Below are 22618 nucleotides of genomic sequence, written 5' to 3' on the forward strand. Positions count from 1 at the left end.
TGACCGCCCACAAAAAAAGACATCTGTCACGGTCTTGATTATTATAGGGCATTCTATGTCTGGATATAGAGATATACTGTATCACCGATAGCTACACTATCCCCCCCCCACCAGCCAAACCGCCCCCAACATACCCCACTCCTCCAGAGGACGTCCTTGCTCTCGTAATCCGGCAAAACGGGTCTGCTCTGACCTCACCTTGATTGATCTAAGCCTTTTGTTAACAATAACATACAATCTATCCAAACCTACTCACGACGCGATAAACCAGGAATTTCCAAAAATTTCTCCAAAATTTCTTGCAAAAATCATCTAAATCACTATAGTAATGGGTCTTTCGTTGAGAAAGAAAGGTGCGGATAATCCAGCAATACCCTGCTGAATCGAAAACAGGAGTCAGATATGTCAAGAGTATGCGTATTTACAGGTAAAAAAACAACGTTCGGGCGGAGCATTGCCCGTCGCGGTAAAGCCAAGTATCTGGGCGGTGTCGGTCGCAAGATTACCGGCATCACCAAACGAAAATTCAAGGCTAATGTGCAGACTGTCCGCGCCGTCATCAATGGCAAAGTGACCCGCATCCGGGCCTCGGCCAAAGCAATCAAGATGGGCCTGGTCGTCAAGCCCCCCAAGCGGCACTATAAACCTGCTGCCCAAGCTGCTGAGTAAGCTCAGCGTTTTGTGAATCATGAATAAGGCAAGACACCCAAACGTCTTGCCTTTTTTATTTTGTACGGTATCAGGGATGGTGTGCTTTTTTCTTTTTTGGCACGGAGGGACCGGAGCCCAGCATAATCGCAATCCAGCGGGTATCGTCGTTGCTCTGCAGCACAATCTTGGTCGTCATGGTCAATGGAACCGACAGCAGCATCCCCACCGGCCCAAGCACCCAGCCCCAGAACACCAACGACAAAAACACAACCAGCGTAGACAATCCCAGCCGCTGCCCAACCAGGCGAGGTTCGAGGAAATTGCCCAATGAAACGTTGATAACCAGATAGCCCGCGGCAACGATAATGGCACTGCCGAGGGGTAATTGAATCAGAGCCAGAAGGACAGGCGGAATCGCCGCCAAAATCGAACCGATGTTGGGCACAAAATTCAGCACAAAGGCCAGCAATCCCCAAAAGACGGCATAATCCACCCCCACTGCCATCAGCAGGATCGTCAGCAGAATTCCGGTCACCAGACTAATGGCGGTCTTGACCGCCAGGTACATCTTGACGTCGTTTGTGATTTTCGCCAGCCGCTGCAGGGACTGGTCGGGATTTCGCAAAGCACTCCGCAGTTTCACTTCAAAAATCGACGCTTCCAGCAGGATAAATACCAGTGTCAAAAAAATTAAAAAGCCTTTTTTCATCAAGTTTCCGAGCTGACTGAGCAAATCACCAAAGATTTTTATCGCCGAATCCGGCTTGAAATACTGCAAAATATGCCGGTTTTCCACATGAATCCCTTTACCCTGCAGCCAGGCACAAAAGACATCAATATTCTCCTGAAGCTTGTTGGTATATTCCGGCAGCGATTTGGCAAACGCCGGCAGGGATTGAGCCAGAACCGCCCCGACAAAGATTCCGGCCGTCAATAAAATCAATGTGATGATAATGATGGCAAATACAGGGCGAATCCCGATATGCTGAAGCCAGATGAGGGCCGGGGTACTGATGATGGCCAGGAATATCGCCAGCAGAAACGGCACCAGAAGCCCTGCTGCCGCCTTCATTCCTGCCACCACAACCACAAAAGCCGCCATCCCCAGCAGCACCTTAAGCCACAGGGGAATCCAGGCCGCAGTCGATATCGTTTGATGTTTATCGCCTAATTGACTCATTGCTCTTGTCTCGCTCATTGTTTTCGGACAATACAATCTTTGCATCTTGATCAATACTCAGAATACGCCGGGACATATCCGGCAGATGCAATTGAACAGAGGCTTTAAAGGTTTCCGGCCCCACTTCGATTTGAATGGGTTTGTCAGCAAACATCGGCGGCGTTGAATCCAAGCCCAGCAGCTCGAGTGAAAACGCATAGCCTCCGAAATTCAGATGATGCCAGGTCTGGGCATACAAGACCCGATGGAGCTCATAACGTGCCCACTCGGTCGGGTCCGGAATAAATTCCACTTCGCCGCCCGCAGGCAGGCTGGAAAACTGCACATAGCCCCAGGTTTCCGGCCGATGCATATTCACCACCCCCTGCGGCGACCAGACCCAGTTATCTTCCTTGCCCAGAGCAGCGGGATCACCATACGGCGGAATTCTGCGGTATTGGTCCTCGGCAATCTCCACTCTCCATTGAACCCGGGAAAAATTCATCCGCCACTGATCGCCGTCCCGGGGAGGACAAGCCCTGCCGGCAAAGTCTTTTATCGACGCGAATGGAAAAGCCAGCTCAACCTGCCAGCAGACGTCTGTATCAGTGGGATTATTCAGGGTGCCCTGAACAAAAACAGCGGTTTTTTGCCCCGCCATCTCGCGAATAATCGGTATGCCGCCATTTTTATAAGGTTTATTCAGAAACAAATTCCAAACCGTATTGAGGGCATTGATTTGAAATTCAAGATAATCATGACTATCGGCATCCGGATCAATGAACACCTCAAAATGATTGTCATGGAAAATCACACTGTTGCGTTCTTTCAGAGTCGCCCAGACGTGAGGCTCATCCAGTCGGGCGGCAATGTAGAGGTATTGGTCGTCCCAGAGCAGCTTGATCCGGGTGGTGTACGTCGGAACACGGGTTGACAGGTAACCGCGAATGTCAGCAAAGGGTTCCGACCACAAGGCCTTGGCCCAGGCTGGTTCATCAAGTCGTCCATCAATCACCAGCGGTCTTTCGGTCCGCATGCAGATATAATGCCGCGGCGGAGTAAACTGTCTGGGGTCCGGGCCTTCGGCCTCCGATAACGTCTGCACGGGCTCTTCGGTATCAGCCGGGCGGGCACTTTTGACAAATACCGGTACACTGGGAGTAGTCTTTGCTGGCCCGTCAACCCACTCAAAACCCTCCGGCGGGGTGATTTTTTCCTTAAAAACCGGCTCCTGTGCCGAACCGAGGCTGACCACCAGATACAGTCCTACAAAAAAAGGCACAAAGGGAAAAAAACGACGCATCATATATTCTTTCCTTGAATCTGTTGTTAAACCATCCATTTCACTGCTCACAGCTTCTATCGTAGCTCAAGACACAGTGATTTTATCATCTCATCACATCATCAGCTTATCGTACCGTCTGGTTTTGTCAAGCAATACCCAACTATGCTGTTATGGCTGCGTTGTCAGGATCTCGGTGGACTTGGTCTTAAAGTAGGTCAGCCACGCACTGACAATAGCCGCGGAGATATCTTGCTTTTTACGGTACTGTTCAATCGTCCTGCCCCAGTAGAAGCTTATCCAGCCATCGGCCAATTCCCGCGAAGCCTCGACAAAAGCATCCATTTCCTCAATGCTGCACTGAAGCGGGAACATCTCTTCCACAACCAGCGGCTTGCCGATGTGATACACCTTCAACGCCTCAATGGCCTTTTCGATCTGGCCCTTTTCCGGATACACATGCACACTGACAAAATCCAGATTCGCTCCGACTTGCTCGGCATAGAAAATAGGTTTGGCTTTAGGGAAGACCATCGCCCAGGGAATCACCCCTACCGTAATCATATGCCGGGTATCCCGACTGCGAATCGCCGTCGTCAACGTGTCAACCCAGGCCCTGGCCACCTCCTCTCGCGAACGGCCGGCAAGATCCAGGGATATCCGCTGGACAAAATAACTGCCGCCAAACTCACCCAACAGCCAGTCGGTTTCTATTTTGTCCGCGCCCGGCAGGACGGGTTCATTCATCAGGTCGTAACAAAATATCGCCGGGCTTTGGGCACAAACGCCAGCAACGGCCTGCCAGAAACGGGCCTGCACGTCCCACCGCCGGGACTCATTCAGGGCATCATACCAGGCCGGTGTCCTGGCTTTATGATAGCAGGCCAGTCCGGTGATATCCAGATACAGTCCGGTCTCTTCGGCCAGCCGGACAAGCCGTTGAAGATAGTCCAGTGAAACATGGTTTGGTTCCTGGGCAGTACGCATGAATTGGCCCAGCTGCAGATGAATGCGAACAACATTGGCTCCAAGCAATTTGATTTCACGAAAATCCTCCTGAACCACATCCCATTGCTGCCAATAATCCTCCAAAAGCCGTCCTTCATCATCGTGGTCATAATTGACACCCCAGACGATAAATCGCCGGCCGGATGGCATTTCAATAAAATGCGATCCCTCTGGACTGGGGCCAATCCAGGCCATATCACAGCGTGGGGAGTAAACAGCCAATCGTCCGGATTGGCCGGCAGTCATGCATCCTGCCATCGCAACTAAAATTACGAATACAGCCTGGATGATTACAACAGGTGTGGTTTTACAGGACCAGTTCATCGTTCATTCGATTGGGATCGGACACAGGCAGGCTGATGCCAGGCTCAGCATCGTCCCCTTGTTCCTGCGGAATCACACGATTGGGATCCGTCGCCGGCATAGCCTGCACCGGAGTAAGGTCTTCCGGTACAATCTGATCGGGCTGCTGGAATATCGGGATCGGAATCTCGGTCACAGCCGGGATAGCTTCCGCTTTATTCGGCTCCGTACCCGACTGATTCGGTTCTGCAGTTTCGGGTGTTGAAGGGTCTTCTTGTTGCTCAGCCGATTTCTCCCTGGTCTGCTGGGCTTTGATTTTTTCGAGTTCGGCCTCCAGACGCTGTCGAACCTTCGCTCGGTTCTCGATGGCCTTGATTGCTTCGATAAAAGGGTTGGTTTCGTTGGTCTCGTGGGCATACCATTTCTGGGCGGCCTGGTCCAGAGCATTGATGGCGGATTTATCGGCACACTGCCCCAGATACCTGGCGGCAATAAGCTGAGCCGGATAAGAGCCTGTTTGCAGGATCCGAATCAGCCCCTCAACATCTTTATTCTCGCCCAGCTCAAAGGCCAGCTTCATCTGCTGCCCCATCTCAGCCGACGTAGGTGCATTCTTGTTTTCAGAAGACGTGGTCTTTTGTGCGGCTGCACCAGTCGGCTCCGGATTGGGGGCCTGGCTCTCAGCGTCAGACTGCCAGAACACAGCCCCAATGAGAAGCATCACCGCAATGAAGACGGCAATAAGAAGCTTTTTCCACGACAACTGCAAAAACACCGACCCCGGCCTGTTTTTTGAAAGAATCTCAAGCACAGTCTCGCGAATTGTATTCATCTGGTCCGGATCGATCCTCGGGGCCGTCCCGAGAGATTGGAACAGATTCTCCAGATTGGCCTCAAGCACTTCCATACTGTCCTGAGCAGCCCTGTTTATTTCATTGCTGACAGCCCCCGTCAACGACTCGAGAGTACGGCGAAAGGCATGCCTGGCCCGATATAAAAGCTCCTGCATCTGGGACGAATCCAAACCATAAGCAGCAGCCATCTGGGCTGGAGTTTCCATACGCAGATAACGGCTGATCAGAATCTCCTGATCATCCCGCCCCAACAAGGCCAAAGCACATTGACAAGCCTGCAGCAATTTCTCTCGGGCTTTAGCATCCTCCGGGATGGATTGGGTGGTAATCGTTCGCACAATCGCCTGGACAGCAGAATCCTGCAGCCATGAAAAATCTGTCTTCTGGACCCCTTCGGTCGCCAAATAAAATCCCAGCAGCCATTCGGACATAGAGACTGACGAGCCAGGATAGTCGGCGATTTGCCCTGCGGCGGCAGCCAGGGTTTGCGATAAAATCTGATGGGCTTGGGGTTCATTTTGGCCGGTACAGTACCATGCACGCCGATATAGCCATCCGGCGTAATCATCCAGCCATCTACCGGCAAGGGCCTGGTCGGCTTTGCATAGTCTGCGTACTCGCCATCGTGTCCAAAACGCATCAATCATGAAATAGCCTCATTTCAGATACCCATTTTATCTTGTATCGGCAAATAATACTACTCGAACCATCTTTTTTTCCAGCCATCTGCACGCCATGGCATAAGATATAAGGAGTACTAAATAAGGCTTACTGCGCATAAAAAAGAAAAGCAGACCTTAAAAGCCTGCTTTTCTTGATTTAGCCAATCACTCTTCTTGTTTGGTAAATTCTTCAGCACATATACGACATATTGGTTCCGTTTTATACTTATTCAGTTTCCTTGGCACTGATAAGCTGATACGCCTCTTCTGGAGAAGTCGCTTTTTCCAGCTTAGCCTTAAATTGCTCATCCAACAGCAGCCGGCTGATGCGGGCAAGGGCCTGAATATGAGGACCGGTTTTGTCCGGCGGGGAAATCAGCATCACTACGATATTAACCGGCTTGTTGTCGATACTGGCAAAATCGATCGGCTGAGCAGCAATGCCCACTGCCATAACCAACTCCTTGACGGCATTGCATTTGCCGTGAGGAATCGCAATGCCTGAACCAATACCGGTACTGCGGGTCTGTTCGCGTTCCATCACTGCTTCCAGTGCGGCATTGGCATCCTTGACCTGTCCTGCCGAAGCCAATACGGTGACGAGTTCTTCAATAACCGATTCTTTGTCTTTGCTTTTCAGCGGAGCGCAAATGCAACTGGGCTGAAGAATTTGCGTAAGTATCATATTTTGTTACCTGTTAAACCAACACCTGTTTTCTACATTATAAACAAAGCTACTCTTATAGCTTTGCTCGATTCAGAATGCAATAAGAATATCGTTAATTTTTCATATCCGGACCAGTCTTATCGCTTATTGTCTTTGGCCAACTTGCTGATCATGGCTATCGGATTTCCGGTGTTAATCAGGCTCGATTGGGCAATCCATCTGTCATATTGAAAAAGGCTGGAATCATTTCCAGCCTTGTCTGCATTATAATTATACTGCATAAATCAGAGGGTTTCTACTAAAAGTTCACCCTGATTTTCCATCCCCCGCAACCGCTGTTTGATGGTTCGAACCGGTGCAGGAATCGCCTCTGGATTGGCATTAGCCAGGGTAATGGCCTCGGTGGCATTCTCCGCATACAGATCGGCACCGATTTCTTCCCACAGACCTTCGGCCCTGCCGAAAACACCGCCAGACAACATAATTCGCATATCCGGGAAGGCATTGACCGAACGAATGGTGTCAATCAACTGACGCACGGAGGGGGCATCTTTGCCGTCAATACCGTAAATGACAAGCATCGAGGGTTTGAAGGAATGGATAAAGGTCATCACATCATCATTACTAACGGTCCCACCCAGAAAACGCGCATCCCAGCCATCACTTTCGAATAAATCCGCAATCATCTGCCCTCCCAGCTCAGCTTTTTCATTGTTGGCAGAGCAAACGACAACCTTTTTGGCTTTTCCGGATTTGCGAGGAAGTTTGTTTTGTAACTGATTAACAATGGTACGATTGATACGGGAGGCAAAGGCTTCCTGAGCGGAATCGATCTGACCATGGCGATACAGACGGTCAATTTCAACCATAATCGGCCAGATAATATCAACGTAAACACGATTGGCTGGTGTGCCGGTTTGCAGGACTTCTTCAATGATCGAGCGACATTCCATGCGGTTGCCATCCAGAAGTGAATTCAGATACCGTTCGAGAACATATTCCTTGACCATAGTTTACCTCTCAGCTTTTTCTTGTTTACCTTTTCTGGCCTCATTTTCACTGTTTTGTGTGAATATGGGTAACATTTAAGCTATGGGTAACTATCGGAAGCTCGACAAAAAATTCTTTAGTCAATTTGGGGCATATAGAGAACATGCAAAGTTTTTTGATATTACTTCCAGAAAAACATGTATCTTTATTTAAATCAATAACTTAGGCACTAATTAAACGCTATACGACAAAATTCAAGTCTGATAAAAATAAGATAGGAAGGAAACCATAGGCGGAAATTTTGTTTGTAAAAATTTTATTTTTACCCATTTTAACTCATACTCCTTACACTCTTCTCCAGAAAAAATTAAAAACGAACCCAAAAAGGCCGATACTATCTTATTAATTAACTAACTGCGGCGAGTGAAAATCCTTATGATTTTATCATTTTTTGACAAATGCACACAAAGCATCAACAATCTGGGGAGATTCTCTCGGTTTATTTTCGCCACCTCCAAATGTATGCTCACTACCGCGTTTCAGCCTAAAACCTACCCTCTGATTTGGACACAGATGAACACCATCGGCGTCAAAAGTGTGCCGGTGGTCATGGCCACCGGGGCATTTGTTGGGATGATTCTGGCGGTTCAGGCCTATGGACAGCTTGCCGCGATGGGATTGGAAGAACGTCTGGGGGTGCTGATTAATATCGCCGTCGTCAAAGAGCTGGGGCCGGTACTGGCAGCAGTGATGCTGGCTGGGCGGGTTGGCGGCGCATTGACGGCCGAGCTGGGCACCATGAATGTCACCGAACAGATTGCCGCAGTGGAAAGCATGGGAACAGATCCGGTCAAATACCTGGTCGCACCCCGTGTTTTGTCCTGTTTACTGCTGACGCCGGCCTTGATTGTGTATGCCGACCTGCTGGGCATTCTGGGCGGCTATTTTGTCAGCGTCATCCAATTCAAAATCAACAGCGGTGCCTATTGGGATTTCAGTGCCAGGGGGGTTGAATTCTGGGATATCGGGACAGGCATTCTCAAGGGGGTTTTCTTCGGGGCCGCCATTGCCGTGATCAGCTGTTACAAAGGGTTCACCTGCCGCGAAGGGGCTCAGGGTGTCGGCGAGGCCTGCACCGAGGCGTTTGTCGGTTGCTTTATCTCGATTCTGGCTCTGAATTATGTGTTTGCTGTCACGCTGGATGCCATATACAAAACCTTCTGGCCGCTGCGTTCCCTGATTTAGGAGAATTCTGCCGTGATCCGTCCCGACGTTCATCCTGAAGATGGCATCCTGGTCGCCAAAAACCTGGTTAAAGTATTTGGCAAGCGTACCGTGCTGGACAATGTCTCGCTGGCCATTGAAGAAGGCAAGACCACCGTCATCATTGGCACCAGCGGCTGCGGCAAAACCGTCTTCATGAAGCATCTGATTGTTCTGGAACGGCCAACCGAAGGTCAGGTCTTCTTTCGCGGCAGGCGTATCGACAACCTCCGCTCACGGGAACTGGCTGATATCCGGACGCAATTCGGGTTCTGTTTTCAGATGGGCGCCCTGTTTGACAGCCTGACCGTCTTTGAAAATATTATTTTCCCTATCCAGCAGCATCGGAAAATCACGGATTACAAGGCCCTCGATGACCTGGTCAAGCATAAGCTGGCCCTGGTCGGCATGGACGGCTATCAGAATCAGTATCCGGCCAGTCTGTCCGGCGGACAAAAAAAACGGGTCTCATTAGCCCGAGCCATTGCACTGGATCCCAAAGTCATTCTCTATGATGAGCCCACAACCGGCCTGGACCCGATCACCTCGGATGTCATCAATGAACTGATCCTGAAACTCAAGCGTGAATTAAAGGTTACCAGCGTCGTGGTGACCCATGATATGAAAAGTGCCTACAAAATCGCTGACCGCATTGTCATGTTCTATCACGGTAAAATCATCGCTGACGGTGATGCCAACCATATTCGCAATCACCCCAACGATCTGGTCCAGCAATTTATCGAAGGCCGGGTCAGTGAGGCCGATCTGGCAGCACTCAAACTGGGCGGCACCAAATACCAGCCCCAGTTTCTGCCCGAAGACTTCAAGTAGCCCCCCCTGCCAACTCAGCCTTTTTGCTCCGGAGGCCGTGGCGACTTGCTGCGAGAGAACCAGTGCCGGATCACCCTGGTCCCTGCGACGGTCGTCTCTGCCACCGACTGGCTGGTTGCCGCAACCGCCCGCACGGGAATCCGCACACATTCCGTCAGCGTCCTGGCCGTCTGGTCAAGAGCCTGACCGATGGCATCCCTGGCCTGGTCGGTCGCCTGGCTGGAACGAACCTTGACAAATTCCCACACGTCCGAAAAGAAGATATCGCGGACATCCGCATAGAAATCCCCCACGCGATTCAACAGTCCCGCCTTGGCCGCCTGCGGATTCCATCGTCGGAACGCCCGGCAGCGATCCATGGCGGCATGGCCTGCGATGGACGTCATAAATCCGGCTCCGATTCCCTGGGCAATATCGTCGGTCAGACGCCCCACACCGGGCAGTTTCGAGGCCAGCGCCTCAATCAGATTTTTGCCCATATTGATATAATTCACAGTGGCCACAATATTCAGAATATCGATTCCGATACGAATCGTCTGCCCCAGGGCAGGCCGGGTGTTATAGGTCTGGATAATCCGTCCGGCCATCAGCACATTGCGATACAAGACGATAAAAATGTCAGCGGATTTATAAGGACTCAGCGTCACCCCCAGCATTACATCGCGGACACAATCGCGGACCTGACGAGCGGCCTGACGGTCCAGCATATCCAGCGCCGGAAGAATGGTTTTTTCCTCCGTCGTCAAAACCAGCTGATGCATCCGCTCAAATTCACGTGTTTGGCTGAATGCCGGGGTAAGACGATCCAATTCCGCCTGGATTTGCGCTCGCATCGGCTCATTTAAAAATGGATTTTGCGTCAGCCGCTGCAGGAAACGCAGCTGGTATCGGGCCCAGCGGCGAAGCTGCCTGAGATCGGCCTGCTCAATATCTACCGTTGCAGGTGGTATCAAAGCCCGCGGACTGTTGCCGAGGATACGGAAAAACCAGACAACAAGCCAGATGAACCCGCCGGCCAATATCCCCAGAAACACATAGCCGGCCGCCGGATGAATAGAATACAGGGTTTGAAACATCCGCAGCAGTTCGAAAATCGCAAACAGGCTTAGCAGCAGACCAAAAAACACAACGCAGGCCTTGACGGTTCGTAAAAAATCACTCAGCATACACTCGCCTTTCGTGTCAGACACGTTTTCCCGATCTGAGTATCAGCACACGGACATCCGCGTTATTGTATCACATATCGCCTTGCAGGTCAATTCCGCCCGTCCCGCGCCTCAGGAGGCGTAATTATGCATCCCCTTAAACAGATTTGACAGATTCACCCACAGCAGCGTAATCAGGATAAAAACAAATCCCAGAATGACATAAAGGCAGTTGGTTCGCGGCATTTTTTGTTTATACAGATACCGCCAGTGGAAATAAAACACGTACATCAGCCAGCAGGCCAGCGACCAGAGTTCCTTGGGATCCCAGCCCCACCAGTCACCCCAGGCCAGTTTGCCCCATACACTGCCCAGAAACAATCCCAGGCTCAGCAGTGGAAATCCCAGACACACCAGCAGATACGCCGACAGTTCATGGTCTTGGCAGGACCATTGCCCGCGGGATGGTTTGGCACTGCGGGCGTGATCATATAAACCCATTCCGGCCTGTAATGCCGCTTTGGCCATCAGCACATACGACAGCATATAGACCGCCACATGCGGTCCAAACAGCGGGCTTTGCAAGGCAGGCGGCAGTTTCTGCGGTGCATCAGAAAAGACAAAACCCGCCGGACACAGCAGGATCAGTGTCAGGATAAAATCCCCCAGTCCGTCAGACGGATGGTCAATGCCGGTAAACCGCCGGGCTGCCAGCCCCACCGGCAGCATAAAAACACCAAGGGTCAAAAACACCTCAAACATATTCTGCATCGGAATATGGTCAACCACAATCCATCGCAGAGTCCAGGCACTCAGACCAACCAGGCAGGCAAGACATGCCGCAAACACCGAGGCCTGTTTTTTACCAATCAGTCTGAGCACCAGCCCCATCGCGACGACCCCCATCATTGCATAAATCAGCAGGCCTTCACTGGAATATTTCACGTGCATCGGCCAGGCCTCCGATGATGATTCACTTTGCGTGTGAAATGAACCACCAGCCCAATCGTCAGCAGCCCATATCCGCCAAAGACCAGATTCACGCCCTGGTCTGGAACGACCTGCAGCACAGCATATTGTCCCCTTTCATCCTGACCATACGAATCCTGATAAATATGAAAACCCGCATAATGCAGCGGATCATTGACTTCGATCTGTTTAGCTGCAACCCGCTGGCCATCACGAAAAATCTGCACATCGCTGATATAATCGCGAACCATCCCCCGCTTCTGAGGCATCACCAGAAATGGATAACCTGGCATGGCGTGGCCTGCGAATTTTTCAAACACAAACTGCTGAGTCGCCTTGCCATCCGGGCTGACAAATTCCAGCAGCCAGGCAGGGTTGGATTCGACCGCCGGACCTTCGGAAGCGACGGGCTTTCCGTTTTCCATGCGAATCTTAAGATTCGAAAACGTCTCCAGCACCCGCACGGAGCCGGCCCGGGCTGACAACAGATATTCCGCCCCTTTTGCAGGCGGAATTTGCCATTGCCCCAGTTCAGACTGAATCACAAGCAGCGTCGTCGGATTGTCATAATAGTGTATCTGGAAATCATTTAAGGCAACCGAAAAGCCTAAATCCAGAGGTTGTCCATCGGTTGCCCGGTAAGCTGTTGAGGATTGCCGGCCAGGGTACAACTTCAAATAGCAGGGTTCGATCCAGGGCCTGCCCAGCACGGAGGACGTCATTTTCTGGCCCGCACGTGAGCCCCATAAGCCCCCCAACAGAATCAGCACACATCCGGCATGCACCAAAAACAGCATGGACCGTTGGTGCAGAGCACGAAAAGCAGCAATCGACATCACCAGCAGAATTGTGAAGCCGATCCACCAGCCCGCCAGCGGAATGGAATTAAAAAAAGCCCGGGCATTCTCGGCACCGAGAAACGCGCCGAAAATGCTCAGCAGGCACAATACCGCAATGGCCGCCAGACCCAGATGATAAATCCAATTCTTCATAGGCGGGGACTATACCACACAGGTCCCCGTCTGAACACTCTTTTTTTGCCAACCTTTTGCAGGATTACCACCCCGCAGAGGGCGCCGCGGCAGTCCAGTTGCCCACATCATTGCCGTAAGCAGCCGGGTTAACCCGCGTCAGACTCTGGCCCTGTCCGTCGGCACCGACCGGCCAGGGAGACTCATCATCATAATTGACCTGATCGATTCGAATATAGTTGCGAGGTTTGCCCAAAAGCTGGTCACCCGCCCGACACAAACGCACTTTTTCACCGCCATTGCTCAGGTTGGTATCATTGGCAAACGGACCTAACACAACGGTACCCGCAGGCATCTGTCCGCCGTAATACGCCGTAAACGCACTGGGATTCCTGGCGATAATAAGGATACCGCCGGCCGGAATTGTCGTATCCATCGGGAAGGTATAGTCAATTCCCTCGGTAAACTTCCACGGCACAACATCGGTCTGATACACACCGGGAGCAATTTCGGTCTTGACCGCATCCTGCAGCATCACCGCTGAACCGGAGATATTTCGCAGCTCAATATATTCATCTCCGCTATTATCTGCAGAAGGATTGTACTGAAGCTCTGTAATGACCACTGACCCCACCCTGGGCGGAGAATTCTCGCCACCCGGCGTCTGCAAAGCCATCGCCACAAAATCCATTCCGCCGGTACTTTTGATATATCGGCCCAGGGACACATTGCGTTCGGATGCGTCAAAATCCTGCACAACCTGAAAACCAGTCATCTGCCCGTCCAGGGTCGCCGACAAAATCACAGTTTCGCCGTTTTCGCTGAGGGCAAACGCGGAACCGAAATCCGTATTTTCATACAATACCAGATAATCATGAGCACGAATCGAAGTATTGTCCGGAATGCGGTATTTGGTCGGATTCGCTGCATCGTCGGTCAGATACCAGCCGCCCAGGGAAATATCCTGGCTGGTCGTATTATAGAATTCAATCCAGTCCGGATTTTCATTGTCGGAATGGGCCAGAAGCTCGTTAATCACGATGCTTCCGGGAGCCAGGCCGACTTCATCGGTTCCGGGAGAACCTCCGGCAAACACGCTGGGACGCCAGCCGGCCTTTTGCCCCCACAGCGTCCTATCAGGATTGGCAGGATCAAGAATCGTCAGCGAGAAACCATCACCATCGGTCAGCGGATGCCAGGAATCTTTATAGTCAAATGACAAGATGATGCGTCCCAGAGCATCCTGAAGCTCTATTTTTTCTCCGGCGTTATCCAGCGAACCTTCCTGCCACTGAATTACGGGAACACCCGCTGGAATCTGCGTATAATGCGATTCAAACACGGCTTGATTCCTGACCAGCAGTACAAGACCGCCCGCATCGACTGACACATCGCCAAAGGTTTGGCGGATACCTTTGGTAAACCGCACCAGGTTAAGATTCAATGACACAGACCCAATGTTTTTTAATTCGATGTATTCGAGATTGGCATCCACTGGATGATACATCATCTCCGTAATCCGAAGATTGTCCCGCACCGGACCGGCCGCAAAGACCGCATCGGCCAGGGCACTCCAGCTCCCCCCTGACGTGCGGGCACGGGCTTTGGCCTGAACTGATTTATCCAGCGTAATCGCTTGTCCCAGATAGCGTATCGCCGAAGGGCTGACCGCTCCGCCGGCCTGACGCGGATCGGATCCGTCCAGCGTGAACCATACTTCGTCGGAGGATATCGACAAAGACAGGCTCGACGGCACGGAGATATCTCCGCCATACTGAGTGACATCATTAATGCGAAACTCCGGCGCCGTAACCGTCGGATACCAGGCCGGACTTTTTCCGGTAAACTGTGCCAGCACGACATCACGTCGGGTGGGAATAAACTGATTCAGCAGGCGATTGACTTCGGTAAGCCATTCATTGTCGCGCGTATAGGGCGTTGCGGCACGGCGGTTATCACCCCAGCGGGCAGACTCACCCACAATGGCCCGGTCGATCTGATTGGTCAGATTCGTAAATAATGCGGCAAAATTGCCCGCAACCAGTGCGCCATTATGGAAGAAATGCTTGTGTACACGGTCGCCAAACAGCGTTCGGTATTCAGGATTGCTCGCAATCCACTTCTGATGAAGGCCCGTCGGAGCCATAGGAGTGTTCTTGGTCGTCGCATTGACAACCGTCATGGAACCGTCATCCATCACATGTTCCGCATCCCACATGTGCCAGCGCCAGCGGCCCGCCGGATCAAAGCGATTGTGTGAGGCATACCAGTTTTTCCCGTCCCAGTCGCCATTGCCCAGATAATAATTGGCCAGCAGATAATCCATAAAGTCCGCCACATCCAGTTTTCCCTTGAGAGCCTCAAACGCCGCAACCGTATTGGGAGACGTTGCCGACAGGTTGAACATGGCAATATAATCCGTGTTGCTGCCGCAGATGACATTTTCATAATCATGCTTGATCACATCGTAATCTTCTTTGTCTCCCCCCAGATAGGATGCTGCAAAGGAGTCGTCCGGCCGCTCATGCAGCCAGTACAAACCCCAGTACAGACCATTAAGATACAGATGCACCGGACGGCCATGACAGGCATACCCGCCCAGGGCAAGCTGGAGATTGGAAGCAACCTGGTCACGGACATATTCCCCCCGTATTCGCTGAATCTCCGTCGAATGCAGCCAACTGTTTTGCGGACGAGAATCCAAGACAACCGTATCATAGCTGTCCGCCGCGTCAGGGCCGAATAACGGGTAGTCTAACTGGCCGCCATAAACGCCGCGAAATACCAGGCGGAAGGATAACTTATAGCACTTCCAGCGATTCAGCGTGGTTCCGCCGGGATCTCCGGTGACGTTGCCCACGCCCCCCTGCATCTTGACACCACAACCGATAGTAAACATCTCATTGCCACTGGGATCAAGCAGTTCCACCGAGCCGGCTCGTTCGGTGCCATCCTGAGACTGGTCCACATAAATCCCATACGTTCCGAAAAGCTGCTCCACTGGTACAACCACCGAAACCGTGGGAATCGATTTTAAATCCTCTTTGATGGTGGCTGAGTAGGCTGTTGAATTGACCACATCCGGGTCCATTTGATAATCCCCGGTTACGGTAGCACCATTGTAATTGCTGACCCATAAGGCTGGATAACCCGCGGGAACAACCTGAGCTCCGGTGCTCGGATTGGTCGCCTGCCGAATGACATCGTTGAGGAAAAGATAGGTTTGCGTATCCACATTGGACGCCAGCCACCCGGGTTTGAAAGCCGCTGCCCGAAGACAGGTGGTCGTCGTAATGACAATGGGATTGGCCGGGTCATAAATCAATCCATGGTTCTCTGTCGGAATCGAGCTATCCGTAGTATAACGAATGACAGCCGACGGCGTGGCACAACTCAGATACACCGTCTGGGGCTGATCATAAAAACCCCGGCCAACACTGAATTTGGTATCGGCAACTTCGCCTTCATAGATGCCGGTGTTGGCAGCATTGGGGGTGGCACCGGTCAGATAGCCAACCCGTCCGTCGGAGGTCAGACCATAGGTCACAAAGCCTCTCTGTTTGGGATAATTCCGATATTCATATTCTATGTGTCCATCCGGCCCAACAAGAGCTAAATAACCCTTGGAAGCCAACTCAAAATTGGTATGCAGTCTGCCCAAATCATCGATAAACGGGTAGCCATATTTGAGCGGATCTTTCTTGGATGCATAAACCACCAGATATCCCTTGCCCGCAATGGTTGTGCCTGCCGGGAATTGCCATTGGGTTAGATTGGCTGGGTCATCGCTCAGATACCAGCCGGCCAGGTCTACCGCAGTATCGGTTTGATTGTAAAGCTCAATCCAGTCATCATAAGAGACTTCTCCCCCAATGATGGTATAGATATTAACCGAGGGTACAGGTTTTAAATTGCTGACATTGGAATTGACGGCCATGAATTCGTTAATAACTACGGATTCTGGAGGGATTTCAGTGTATGTCGCCGAAAGCGATGTATTCTGGCCGCGGACCACCTCAACCGCTTGCGGTTCAGGACTCACCCATCCGGTGACAACTGAATACTCAATCTGATGTGTCCCCTCTGGAACAGAAGACAAAATATATCCGGATGGATTCCATTGACCCTGATCCAGTCGCCAGGTTGCCCCGCTCCCTGCAACCTCCAGGGGTAACAGCGTAACCGTCACTGACCCGGTCCAGTCCTCCAGCCAGCTCTGACAAACCAGGCTCAGATCCAAAAGATTGGCCTGCTCATTTCCATCCAAATCTGCCTGTTGCGGTGTCTCTGACAGCCAGAGGTCCGATAACCACATAAAATCAGACAAACTGACTCTGCAATCCCCGTCAATGTCCCCTACCGGACATACCGGCTCAAGAATAGTGATTGTGGTCACAGCCGTCGTTTCTAATAAACCATCAGTGGCTTTGATTTGCAGTTGATATTGTCCTGGAGCCGGAAAGATAACTTGGGTCGAAGCTTGCTCGGGAGTGCAGAATTCAACTGGCTGCGGGCCGGAAACCAGCGACCAGTGGGTGGACAAAAAGCCTTCTGGCTGTCCAATTCCATCATCGGTGACCTGGGCTGACAAGGTCAGATAGTGTTTGGGCCATTGAATTGTAATTTCAGGATCAATAACAACCTGCGGTGCAGTATTAAGCCCGGAATCCAGTTCCTCCAGCATAAAGCCGCCAAAAGGGTATCCATAGGATGTATAGGCTTCGGCACGGACTTTGAAGCTGCCGGTGCCATCGCCATTATCAGCAACAAAAATATCATCCCACCGAACAACATAACCCGTTGTATCCAAATGATTTCCACCCGCTCTTAAAACCGATTGGTTTCCGTTTTTCAGATAAATTCCATCGGAGCTATTATTCACTGCACTGAGATGGCCGGAGAGGGTAAAAAGGGTTAATCGGTCCGGATAATTGGCTCCGCGAATGGCTGTGGTGACAAATGAGTACTTTTTGGATGGATTAAGACCTGTAAATTCGATTTCCACAAACCAGCCGGTATTCCCATAATAAACAAGGCGATATGAATAGTCTACTATTCCTCCAAACACTTCATAGGCTGGCGTGCCGGGCCTGGGTTGAGATTCACCGTCTGCACTCCCGCTGACCTCGCTGGTTCGCAGACCCGCTGCACTGTTCCAGGAAAAGGTTGCCGTCACCGGAGTCTCCAGACCTGTATTGAAATCCACCAATTTACCGGACATATTGGACGTAAATCCGTTATATACCGTCCAGTTTGTCACATTGGCAGCCGTCATATCGCCTGATCCACGAATACAGTCGTTATAGGCTCGGAAATTTGCAGAGCTGATCGCAGAGGCAGTAACAAGACAAACAAAGCATGCTATATGATATTTCATAGACACCTTCCCATTGGGGTCGAATTGTTGCGTTTCATGGGTCTGTTCCCAATAATCGACTCTATTCGGGGTCAAATCTTCACGCATCCTATTAATGAACGTCTGAATGCCGGGGGGTGTTAAAAAAAATTTGCAAAGATTCGTCAGGTTCGTATAATGTCCCACTTATCCCGGCTTTTCGGGATTCTGTAGAGGAAATCTAATCAAATAAGAGAATTCAGGCCGGCTCGGGTCAGACATTGTCTGCCAGCTGCCCAGTACAAGTAAACAGGAGCACAACCGAATATGGTAACAACAGCGGAACTCCAGACGGAATTGTTTGGCAAGGATTTGCCGTCGTTTGAGCAGATTAAAAAGCTCTCTGCGTTCGTCAATTCCAGCGATCGCACCAGAGACGCCATCCGGCAGAAAGCCCTGGAGAGCAGTTCCAATCCTCTGGCCGCAGGCATCGCTTTGTGGCTTTGCGGCAGCTACAGCCAGGCCGAAGAATTGCTTAAGAAGGCCAAGGACTGTGTCCAGAAAAGCCTGGCCCTGGGTTGTTTATACCGGTCCCAGGGCAATTATGATAAAGCCATCGAACTGTTTGAGTCCGCCAAAAAACAGCAGGCCGAGTCGCTGACCGTTGCGATGGAAAAAGCCGAAACCTATCGTCGTGCCGGGCAGTTTGACGAGGCCCAAAAGGAAATTAAAGCCTGCGTCAACTTCCAGAATGTCAGTGCGGAGTATCATTATCAGCTGGGGCGTCTTCAGGACGCGCTGGGGCAGTACGACGAGGCAGCGGACAATTATCAGATTGCTATTAACCTCGACCCCAATCATGTGCAGGCAGTGTTCCAGCTGGGCTACACCCATGATCTACGCGGCGAGGAAGACGTTGCGATGGACTATTACAAGAAGGCCACGCAAATTCTTCCGTCGCATGTCAATGCCCTGCTGAACCTGGCGGTTTTGTACGAAGATCGAGAAGACTATCAAAAAGCCATGCAGTGCGTCAACGCTGTACTGAATTCGCATCCCAACCATGCCAAAGCCGCCCTGTTCAAAAAAGACATCGCCAGCTCGCAAACGATGATTTATGATGAAGAACGCGAAAAACGCAAGGATCGTCAGAACAAGATTCTGGAAATACCCATTTCCGATTTTGAGCTGTCGGTGCGCAGCCGTAATTGCCTGAAAAAGATGAATATCTCCACCCTCGGCGACCTGCTTCGAACCACGGAAGCCGAACTGTTATCCTATAAGAACTTTGGAGAGACCTCTCTGCAGGAAATCAAAAAAATCCTGGACAGCAAAGGCCTTCGCCTTGGTATGGCACTGGAACAGAAAGCCGGCCCTGTGGCTCCCGCGTCAGCAACCGAGGACATCAGCGGAGCCAGCCCAGAGCTGCTTAATAAATCCGTGGATGAGCTGGAGCTGTCGGTTCGGGCCCGCCGGGCCCTGGCCAAGCTGGGCGTCAAGTTTTTTTACGACCTGGTCAACAAGACTGAGGCGGAACTGCTGGGATGCAAGAATTTCGGCGTCACCAGCCTCAATGAGATCAAGGAAAAACTGGCAACGTTCGGCCTGAGCCTGCGAAAGCTGGACTAACACGGTCGGACCGTCCGAGTTTGTGCGGCATTCAGGAAGGAATGTCATTGTTGGCGTTAAACAGACCCTGGCCCGCAGCATACGGTAATACGGCACTGTGGGCCATTATCGTCTTTGCCCTGCTTCAGGGCGGATGTGCGAAACGGGAACCCATACGGCCCACATCCGATATGTCCGAACCATCGGAACAATGGATGCGGGTTTTGCTCTTTGGCAATCGAACAGAGTGTGTCGTCAGCGCCCCTGACGGATTTACCGCAGTCGATGAATCCCGCGGAGTCCAGGCGGGCTTTTCCGACACGAGCGAGCCGGTCCGGATTCGTCTTCAAGACGGCAAAATGTATGTGGGTGATGTTCACATGGACAGCCCGGTAACGATCTGTCCGCGTCCCCCTTATCTCTGTTTCATTGATGGACAGGGGTATCGGGGCAATCTGATTCTTTCCACAGGAGAGGACCCCAACGGCTTTAGCGTCGTTAATCATGTCCCGCTGGAATCGTATCTGCTGGGTGTGGTTGGCGCAGAAATGTACAGTTACTGGGAACCGCAGGCCCTGCAGGCTCAGGCCATTACCGCTCGGACTTATGCGTTGTATGTCAAGTCCCGCTTTGGCCGGAATCGCTCCTGGGATGTAACCACCACCCAGGCGAACCAGGTCTATCGGGGTCTTGCCGCCGAAACAGCAACGGTTCGACAGGCTGTGGAGGCGACAAAAAACCAGGTGTTGACTTACGGCGGGAATGACATCCATGCGGTATTCCCAGCCTATTATAGTTCCACCTGCGGCGGTCATACCGAAGACAGTCGCAATGTGTTCGGAGACACATTTGCTCCGCTTGGCGGAGTGCCATGTCCGTATTGCGAAGCGATCGCTCGCCAGCAGTTTTGGAACTGGGGACCGGTTCAATATACGCTGCCCGAAATCCAGCTCAAATTGTTTTCACGGTATCCCGGGATGGCTGAAAAACTGGACGAAATTACCTCTGTCGAGGTGGTTCGATTCGGACAGATCGGCCGGGTGGTGGGCGTTTCGGTCTTTGGAAAAAATGGAAAAAAGGATTTTCTCCGAGGCGAAGATTTCCGCCTGGCGCTGGATTCCAGCGGAATGAAGCTCAAAAGCACCCTTTTTACGATGACCCGGCAGGGAGTCTTGTACACGTTTTCTGATGGCCGCGGCTTCGGCCATGGCGTCGGACTGTGCCAGACGGGAGCGGAAAATATGGCCCGTCAGGGCAAAACTGTCAGAGAGATTTTAAGCTGGTACTATCCCGGCGCCCAGATAACAACATTGCCGGATTTGCAATGAAACGATTTGAATTAGTCAAAAACGACCATCGAACTCATGCCCGTCTGGGGCTGCTGACCACGGCCCATGGACAGGTGCGTACCCCGGTTTTTATGCCGGTGGGGACGCGCGGCGCCGTAAAAGGGATTACCCCGGCCCATCTGGCCCAGACCGGCAGCAGCATCATCCTGGCGAATACTTATCATATGCTGATACGTCCGGGGGTTGAGGTGGTCGAAGCCCTTGGCGGTTTGCACGCCCTGATGAACTGGAACGGCCCGATTTTGACCGATAGCGGCGGTTTTCAGGTGTTTTCGCTGAGCACCCTTAACCGCATCGGGCAGGACGGCGTGGAGTTTGCCAGCCATATTGACGGGGCAAGGCTTTATATCGACGCCACTGTCGCGACTGTCGCCCAAAACCGGCTCGGGGCCGATATTATCATGTGTTTTGACGAATGCACCCCCTATCCCTGCGAGTCGAAACGGCTGGCAGAGGCCGTCGAACGCACGATTCGCTGGGCCGGACAGTGCAAAGAGGCTCACCGCAATCCCAGTCAGCTACTGTTTGGGATTGTCCAGGGCGGATTGGACCTGAATTTGCGTCGGGATTGTGCCGAAAAACTAATCGCGATGGACTTCGATGGATATGCTCTCGGGGGCCTGAGTGTCGGTGAAAGCCATGATCAGATGATTGAGACGGTCAATTTCACCGCCCCTCTGCTGCCGGCTGACAAGGCCCGCTACCTGATGGGGGTGGGAATGCCGGCCGATATTGTCGCAGCCGTCCGGGCAGGTATCGATATGTTTGATTGTGTTCTGCCGACACGAAACGGCAGAAATGCCTTTGCCTTTACCGCCAGCGGTCCGATTCGGCTTCGCAACAGCGCCTTTCTGAAAGATACGTCGCCGGTGGAGGCAGGCTGCCCGTGCTATTGCTGTCAGCATTTCAGCAAGGGTACGATACGACACTTTTTCAATGTCGGGGAGATGTTAGGCCCGATTTTGTTGTCGCTGCATAATATTACTTATTACCAGCGTCTGATGCATGACATACGCCGGCGGATTGAAGACAGCACGTTTGCCGACTGGTCTGCCGAATTTATTGCGAACTATAAAGAAAAATCAACCTCATACGTGGAAGGAATAGAACAATGAGTATGTACTGGATGATCGCTGAAGCCCAGACCCCGGGCAACTCGCAGGACGGCACTGTCATCACCATGGAGCAGGCCGCCCCCGCCGGAGAGGTCCCGGCAACAACAACCACCACCCAGACCTCGGGAACGACCCCCCCGGCACAGCCTGTCAAGCCTCAAAGCGTCTGGCCGCAGATAATGCTGATGGTCTTCCTGTTTGTGCTGATGTATTTCATGCTGTTTCGCGCCCCCAAGAAACGTCAGCAGGAACAGCAGAAAATGGTAGCCAGTCTCAAGAAAAATGATCGGGTCCGCACCATCGGCGGCATCCTGGGCACCATTATCGATGTTCGGGATGACGAAATCGTTCTGAAAATCGATGAAGCCAACAACACCAAAATACGTATTATACCTTCGGCTGTCGCCCAGGTATTAACCGACGAGAAGAAAAATCAATAACAAGCACTATTTTTCA

General features: G+C 51.8%; 17 protein-coding genes. 7 read left to right on the forward strand and 10 right to left on the reverse strand.

What is annotated here, in order from left to right; translation table 11 throughout:
- Nucleotides 1–402 precede the first annotated feature (402 nt).
- Nucleotides 403–669: a 50S ribosomal protein L28 gene (gene rpmB / locus ACQ9LF_RS06500; RefSeq protein WP_462488566.1), complete on the forward strand. Its 267-nt coding sequence runs from the start codon at nucleotides 403–405 to the stop codon at nucleotides 667–669.
- A gap of 70 nt (nucleotides 670–739) precedes the next feature.
- Here the strand turns inward: rpmB and ACQ9LF_RS06505 are convergent, their stop codons facing one another.
- The 6 genes from ACQ9LF_RS06505 to ACQ9LF_RS06530 form a co-directional block, all read right to left on the reverse strand.
- Nucleotides 740–1831, reverse strand: coding sequence for an AI-2E family transporter (locus ACQ9LF_RS06505; protein ID WP_462488567.1), 1092 nt, complete (start codon nucleotides 1829–1831; stop codon nucleotides 740–742).
- Nucleotides 1812–3116 carry a carbohydrate-binding family 9-like protein gene (locus tag ACQ9LF_RS06510; protein WP_462488568.1) on the reverse strand — a complete coding sequence of 435 codons (1305 nt, stop codon included), beginning with the start codon at nucleotides 3114–3116 and terminating at the stop codon, nucleotides 1812–1814. The genes ACQ9LF_RS06505 and ACQ9LF_RS06510 overlap by 20 nt, the downstream gene beginning before the upstream one ends.
- A 147-nt stretch (nucleotides 3117–3263) precedes the next feature.
- The gene (locus ACQ9LF_RS06515) at nucleotides 3264–4424 is read right to left on the reverse strand and encodes a cellulase family glycosylhydrolase (RefSeq protein WP_462488569.1); all 1161 of its coding nucleotides are present in this window, start codon (nucleotides 4422–4424) and stop codon (nucleotides 3264–3266) included.
- A complete protein-coding gene (locus tag ACQ9LF_RS06520; RefSeq protein WP_462488570.1) occupies nucleotides 4408–5904 on the reverse strand; it encodes an RNA polymerase sigma factor in 1497 nt (498 codons plus the stop codon). The genes ACQ9LF_RS06515 and ACQ9LF_RS06520 overlap by 17 nt, the downstream gene beginning before the upstream one ends.
- Nucleotides 5905–6145: 241 nt before the next feature.
- On the reverse strand, nucleotides 6146–6604 hold the full coding sequence (locus ACQ9LF_RS06525; protein WP_462488571.1) for a PTS sugar transporter subunit IIA: 459 nt from the start codon (nucleotides 6602–6604) through the stop codon (nucleotides 6146–6148).
- A 266-nt stretch (nucleotides 6605–6870) separates the two neighbouring features.
- Nucleotides 6871–7596 (reverse strand): cobalamin B12-binding domain-containing protein, encoded by a 726-nt coding sequence (locus ACQ9LF_RS06530; protein ID WP_462488572.1) that lies wholly within the window; start codon nucleotides 7594–7596, stop codon nucleotides 6871–6873.
- Nucleotides 7597–8011: 415 nt separating this feature from the next.
- On the opposite strand from ACQ9LF_RS06530, the gene ACQ9LF_RS06535 reads away from it, so the two are divergent.
- Together ACQ9LF_RS06535 and ACQ9LF_RS06540 are read left to right on the forward strand one after the other, a co-directional pair.
- On the forward strand, nucleotides 8012–8821 hold the full coding sequence (locus ACQ9LF_RS06535) for an MlaE family ABC transporter permease (protein WP_462488573.1): 810 nt from the start codon (nucleotides 8012–8014) through the stop codon (nucleotides 8819–8821).
- A gap of 12 nt (nucleotides 8822–8833) precedes the next feature.
- Entirely contained in the window at nucleotides 8834–9670 is an 837-nt protein-coding gene (locus tag ACQ9LF_RS06540) for an ABC transporter ATP-binding protein (protein ID WP_462488574.1), read from the forward strand.
- Nucleotides 9671–9684: 14 nt separating this feature from the next.
- Here ACQ9LF_RS06540 and ACQ9LF_RS06545 read toward each other — a convergent pair whose 3' ends face one another.
- The 4 genes from ACQ9LF_RS06545 to ACQ9LF_RS06560 form a co-directional block, all read right to left on the reverse strand.
- Nucleotides 9685–10836: a DUF697 domain-containing protein gene (locus ACQ9LF_RS06545; protein WP_462488575.1), complete on the reverse strand. Its 1152-nt coding sequence runs from the start codon at nucleotides 10834–10836 to the stop codon at nucleotides 9685–9687.
- Nucleotides 10837–10947: 111 nt separating this feature from the next.
- Nucleotides 10948–11766, reverse strand: a complete 819-nt coding sequence (locus ACQ9LF_RS06550) for a cytochrome c biogenesis protein (protein ID WP_462488576.1) — start codon at nucleotides 11764–11766, stop codon at nucleotides 10948–10950.
- Nucleotides 11757–12776, reverse strand: coding sequence for a cytochrome c biogenesis ResB family protein (locus ACQ9LF_RS06555; protein ID WP_462488577.1), 1020 nt, complete (start codon nucleotides 12774–12776; stop codon nucleotides 11757–11759). The genes ACQ9LF_RS06550 and ACQ9LF_RS06555 overlap by 10 nt, the downstream gene beginning before the upstream one ends.
- A gap of 64 nt (nucleotides 12777–12840) precedes the next feature.
- Nucleotides 12841–17976 carry a lamin tail domain-containing protein gene (locus tag ACQ9LF_RS06560; RefSeq protein WP_462488578.1) on the reverse strand — a complete coding sequence of 1712 codons (5136 nt, stop codon included), beginning with the start codon at nucleotides 17974–17976 and terminating at the stop codon, nucleotides 12841–12843.
- 441 nt (nucleotides 17977–18417) lie between these two features.
- Between ACQ9LF_RS06560 and ACQ9LF_RS06565 the strand changes: the two genes are divergently transcribed.
- From ACQ9LF_RS06565 to yajC, 4 genes are read left to right on the forward strand one after another with little or no spacing between them, the layout of a single operon-like run.
- The gene (locus tag ACQ9LF_RS06565) at nucleotides 18418–19719 is read left to right on the forward strand and encodes a tetratricopeptide repeat protein (RefSeq protein ID WP_462488579.1); all 1302 of its coding nucleotides are present in this window, start codon (nucleotides 18418–18420) and stop codon (nucleotides 19717–19719) included.
- Nucleotides 19720–19769: 50 nt separating this feature from the next.
- Nucleotides 19770–21026: a SpoIID/LytB domain-containing protein gene (locus tag ACQ9LF_RS06570; RefSeq protein ID WP_462488580.1), complete on the forward strand. Its 1257-nt coding sequence runs from the start codon at nucleotides 19770–19772 to the stop codon at nucleotides 21024–21026.
- On the forward strand, nucleotides 21023–22162 hold the full coding sequence (gene tgt / locus ACQ9LF_RS06575) for a tRNA guanosine(34) transglycosylase Tgt (RefSeq protein ID WP_462488581.1): 1140 nt from the start codon (nucleotides 21023–21025) through the stop codon (nucleotides 22160–22162). The genes ACQ9LF_RS06570 and tgt overlap by 4 nt, the downstream gene beginning before the upstream one ends.
- Nucleotides 22159–22602: a preprotein translocase subunit YajC gene (yajC, locus tag ACQ9LF_RS06580; RefSeq protein ID WP_462488582.1), complete on the forward strand. Its 444-nt coding sequence runs from the start codon at nucleotides 22159–22161 to the stop codon at nucleotides 22600–22602. The genes tgt and yajC overlap by 4 nt, the downstream gene beginning before the upstream one ends.
- Nucleotides 22603–22618 lie beyond the last annotated feature (16 nt).

The organism is Anaeroglomus insulsum, assembly GCF_050689095.1.
GTDB lineage: Bacteria > Planctomycetota > Phycisphaerae > Sedimentisphaerales > Anaerohalosphaeraceae > Anaeroglomus > Anaeroglomus insulsum.

Coding starts and splice junctions, on each gene's coding strand:
- rpmB (WP_462488566.1), top strand. CDS start 403: ATGTCAAGAGTATGCGTATTTACAGGTAAAAAAACAACGTTCGGGCGG.
- ACQ9LF_RS06505 (WP_462488567.1), bottom strand. CDS start 1,831: ATGAGTCAATTAGGCGATAAACATCAAACGATATCGACTGCGGCCTGG.
- ACQ9LF_RS06510 (WP_462488568.1), bottom strand. CDS start 3,116: ATGATGCGTCGTTTTTTTCCCTTTGTGCCTTTTTTTGTAGGACTGTAT.
- ACQ9LF_RS06515 (WP_462488569.1), bottom strand. CDS start 4,424: ATGAACTGGTCCTGTAAAACCACACCTGTTGTAATCATCCAGGCTGTA.
- ACQ9LF_RS06520 (WP_462488570.1), bottom strand. CDS start 5,904: ATGATTGATGCGTTTTGGACACGATGGCGAGTACGCAGACTATGCAAA.
- ACQ9LF_RS06525 (WP_462488571.1), bottom strand. CDS start 6,604: ATGATACTTACGCAAATTCTTCAGCCCAGTTGCATTTGCGCTCCGCTG.
- ACQ9LF_RS06530 (WP_462488572.1), bottom strand. CDS start 7,596: ATGGTCAAGGAATATGTTCTCGAACGGTATCTGAATTCACTTCTGGAT.
- ACQ9LF_RS06535 (WP_462488573.1), top strand. CDS start 8,012: ATGATTTTATCATTTTTTGACAAATGCACACAAAGCATCAACAATCTG.
- ACQ9LF_RS06545 (WP_462488575.1), bottom strand. CDS start 10,836: ATGCTGAGTGATTTTTTACGAACCGTCAAGGCCTGCGTTGTGTTTTTT.
- ACQ9LF_RS06550 (WP_462488576.1), bottom strand. CDS start 11,766: ATGCACGTGAAATATTCCAGTGAAGGCCTGCTGATTTATGCAATGATG.
- ACQ9LF_RS06555 (WP_462488577.1), bottom strand. CDS start 12,776: ATGAAGAATTGGATTTATCATCTGGGTCTGGCGGCCATTGCGGTATTG.
- ACQ9LF_RS06560 (WP_462488578.1), bottom strand. CDS start 17,976: ATGTCCGGTAAATTGGTGGATTTCAATACAGGTCTGGAGACTCCGGTG.
- ACQ9LF_RS06565 (WP_462488579.1), top strand. CDS start 18,418: ATGGTAACAACAGCGGAACTCCAGACGGAATTGTTTGGCAAGGATTTG.
- tgt (WP_462488581.1), top strand. CDS start 21,023: ATGAAACGATTTGAATTAGTCAAAAACGACCATCGAACTCATGCCCGT.
- yajC (WP_462488582.1), top strand. CDS start 22,159: ATGAGTATGTACTGGATGATCGCTGAAGCCCAGACCCCGGGCAACTCG.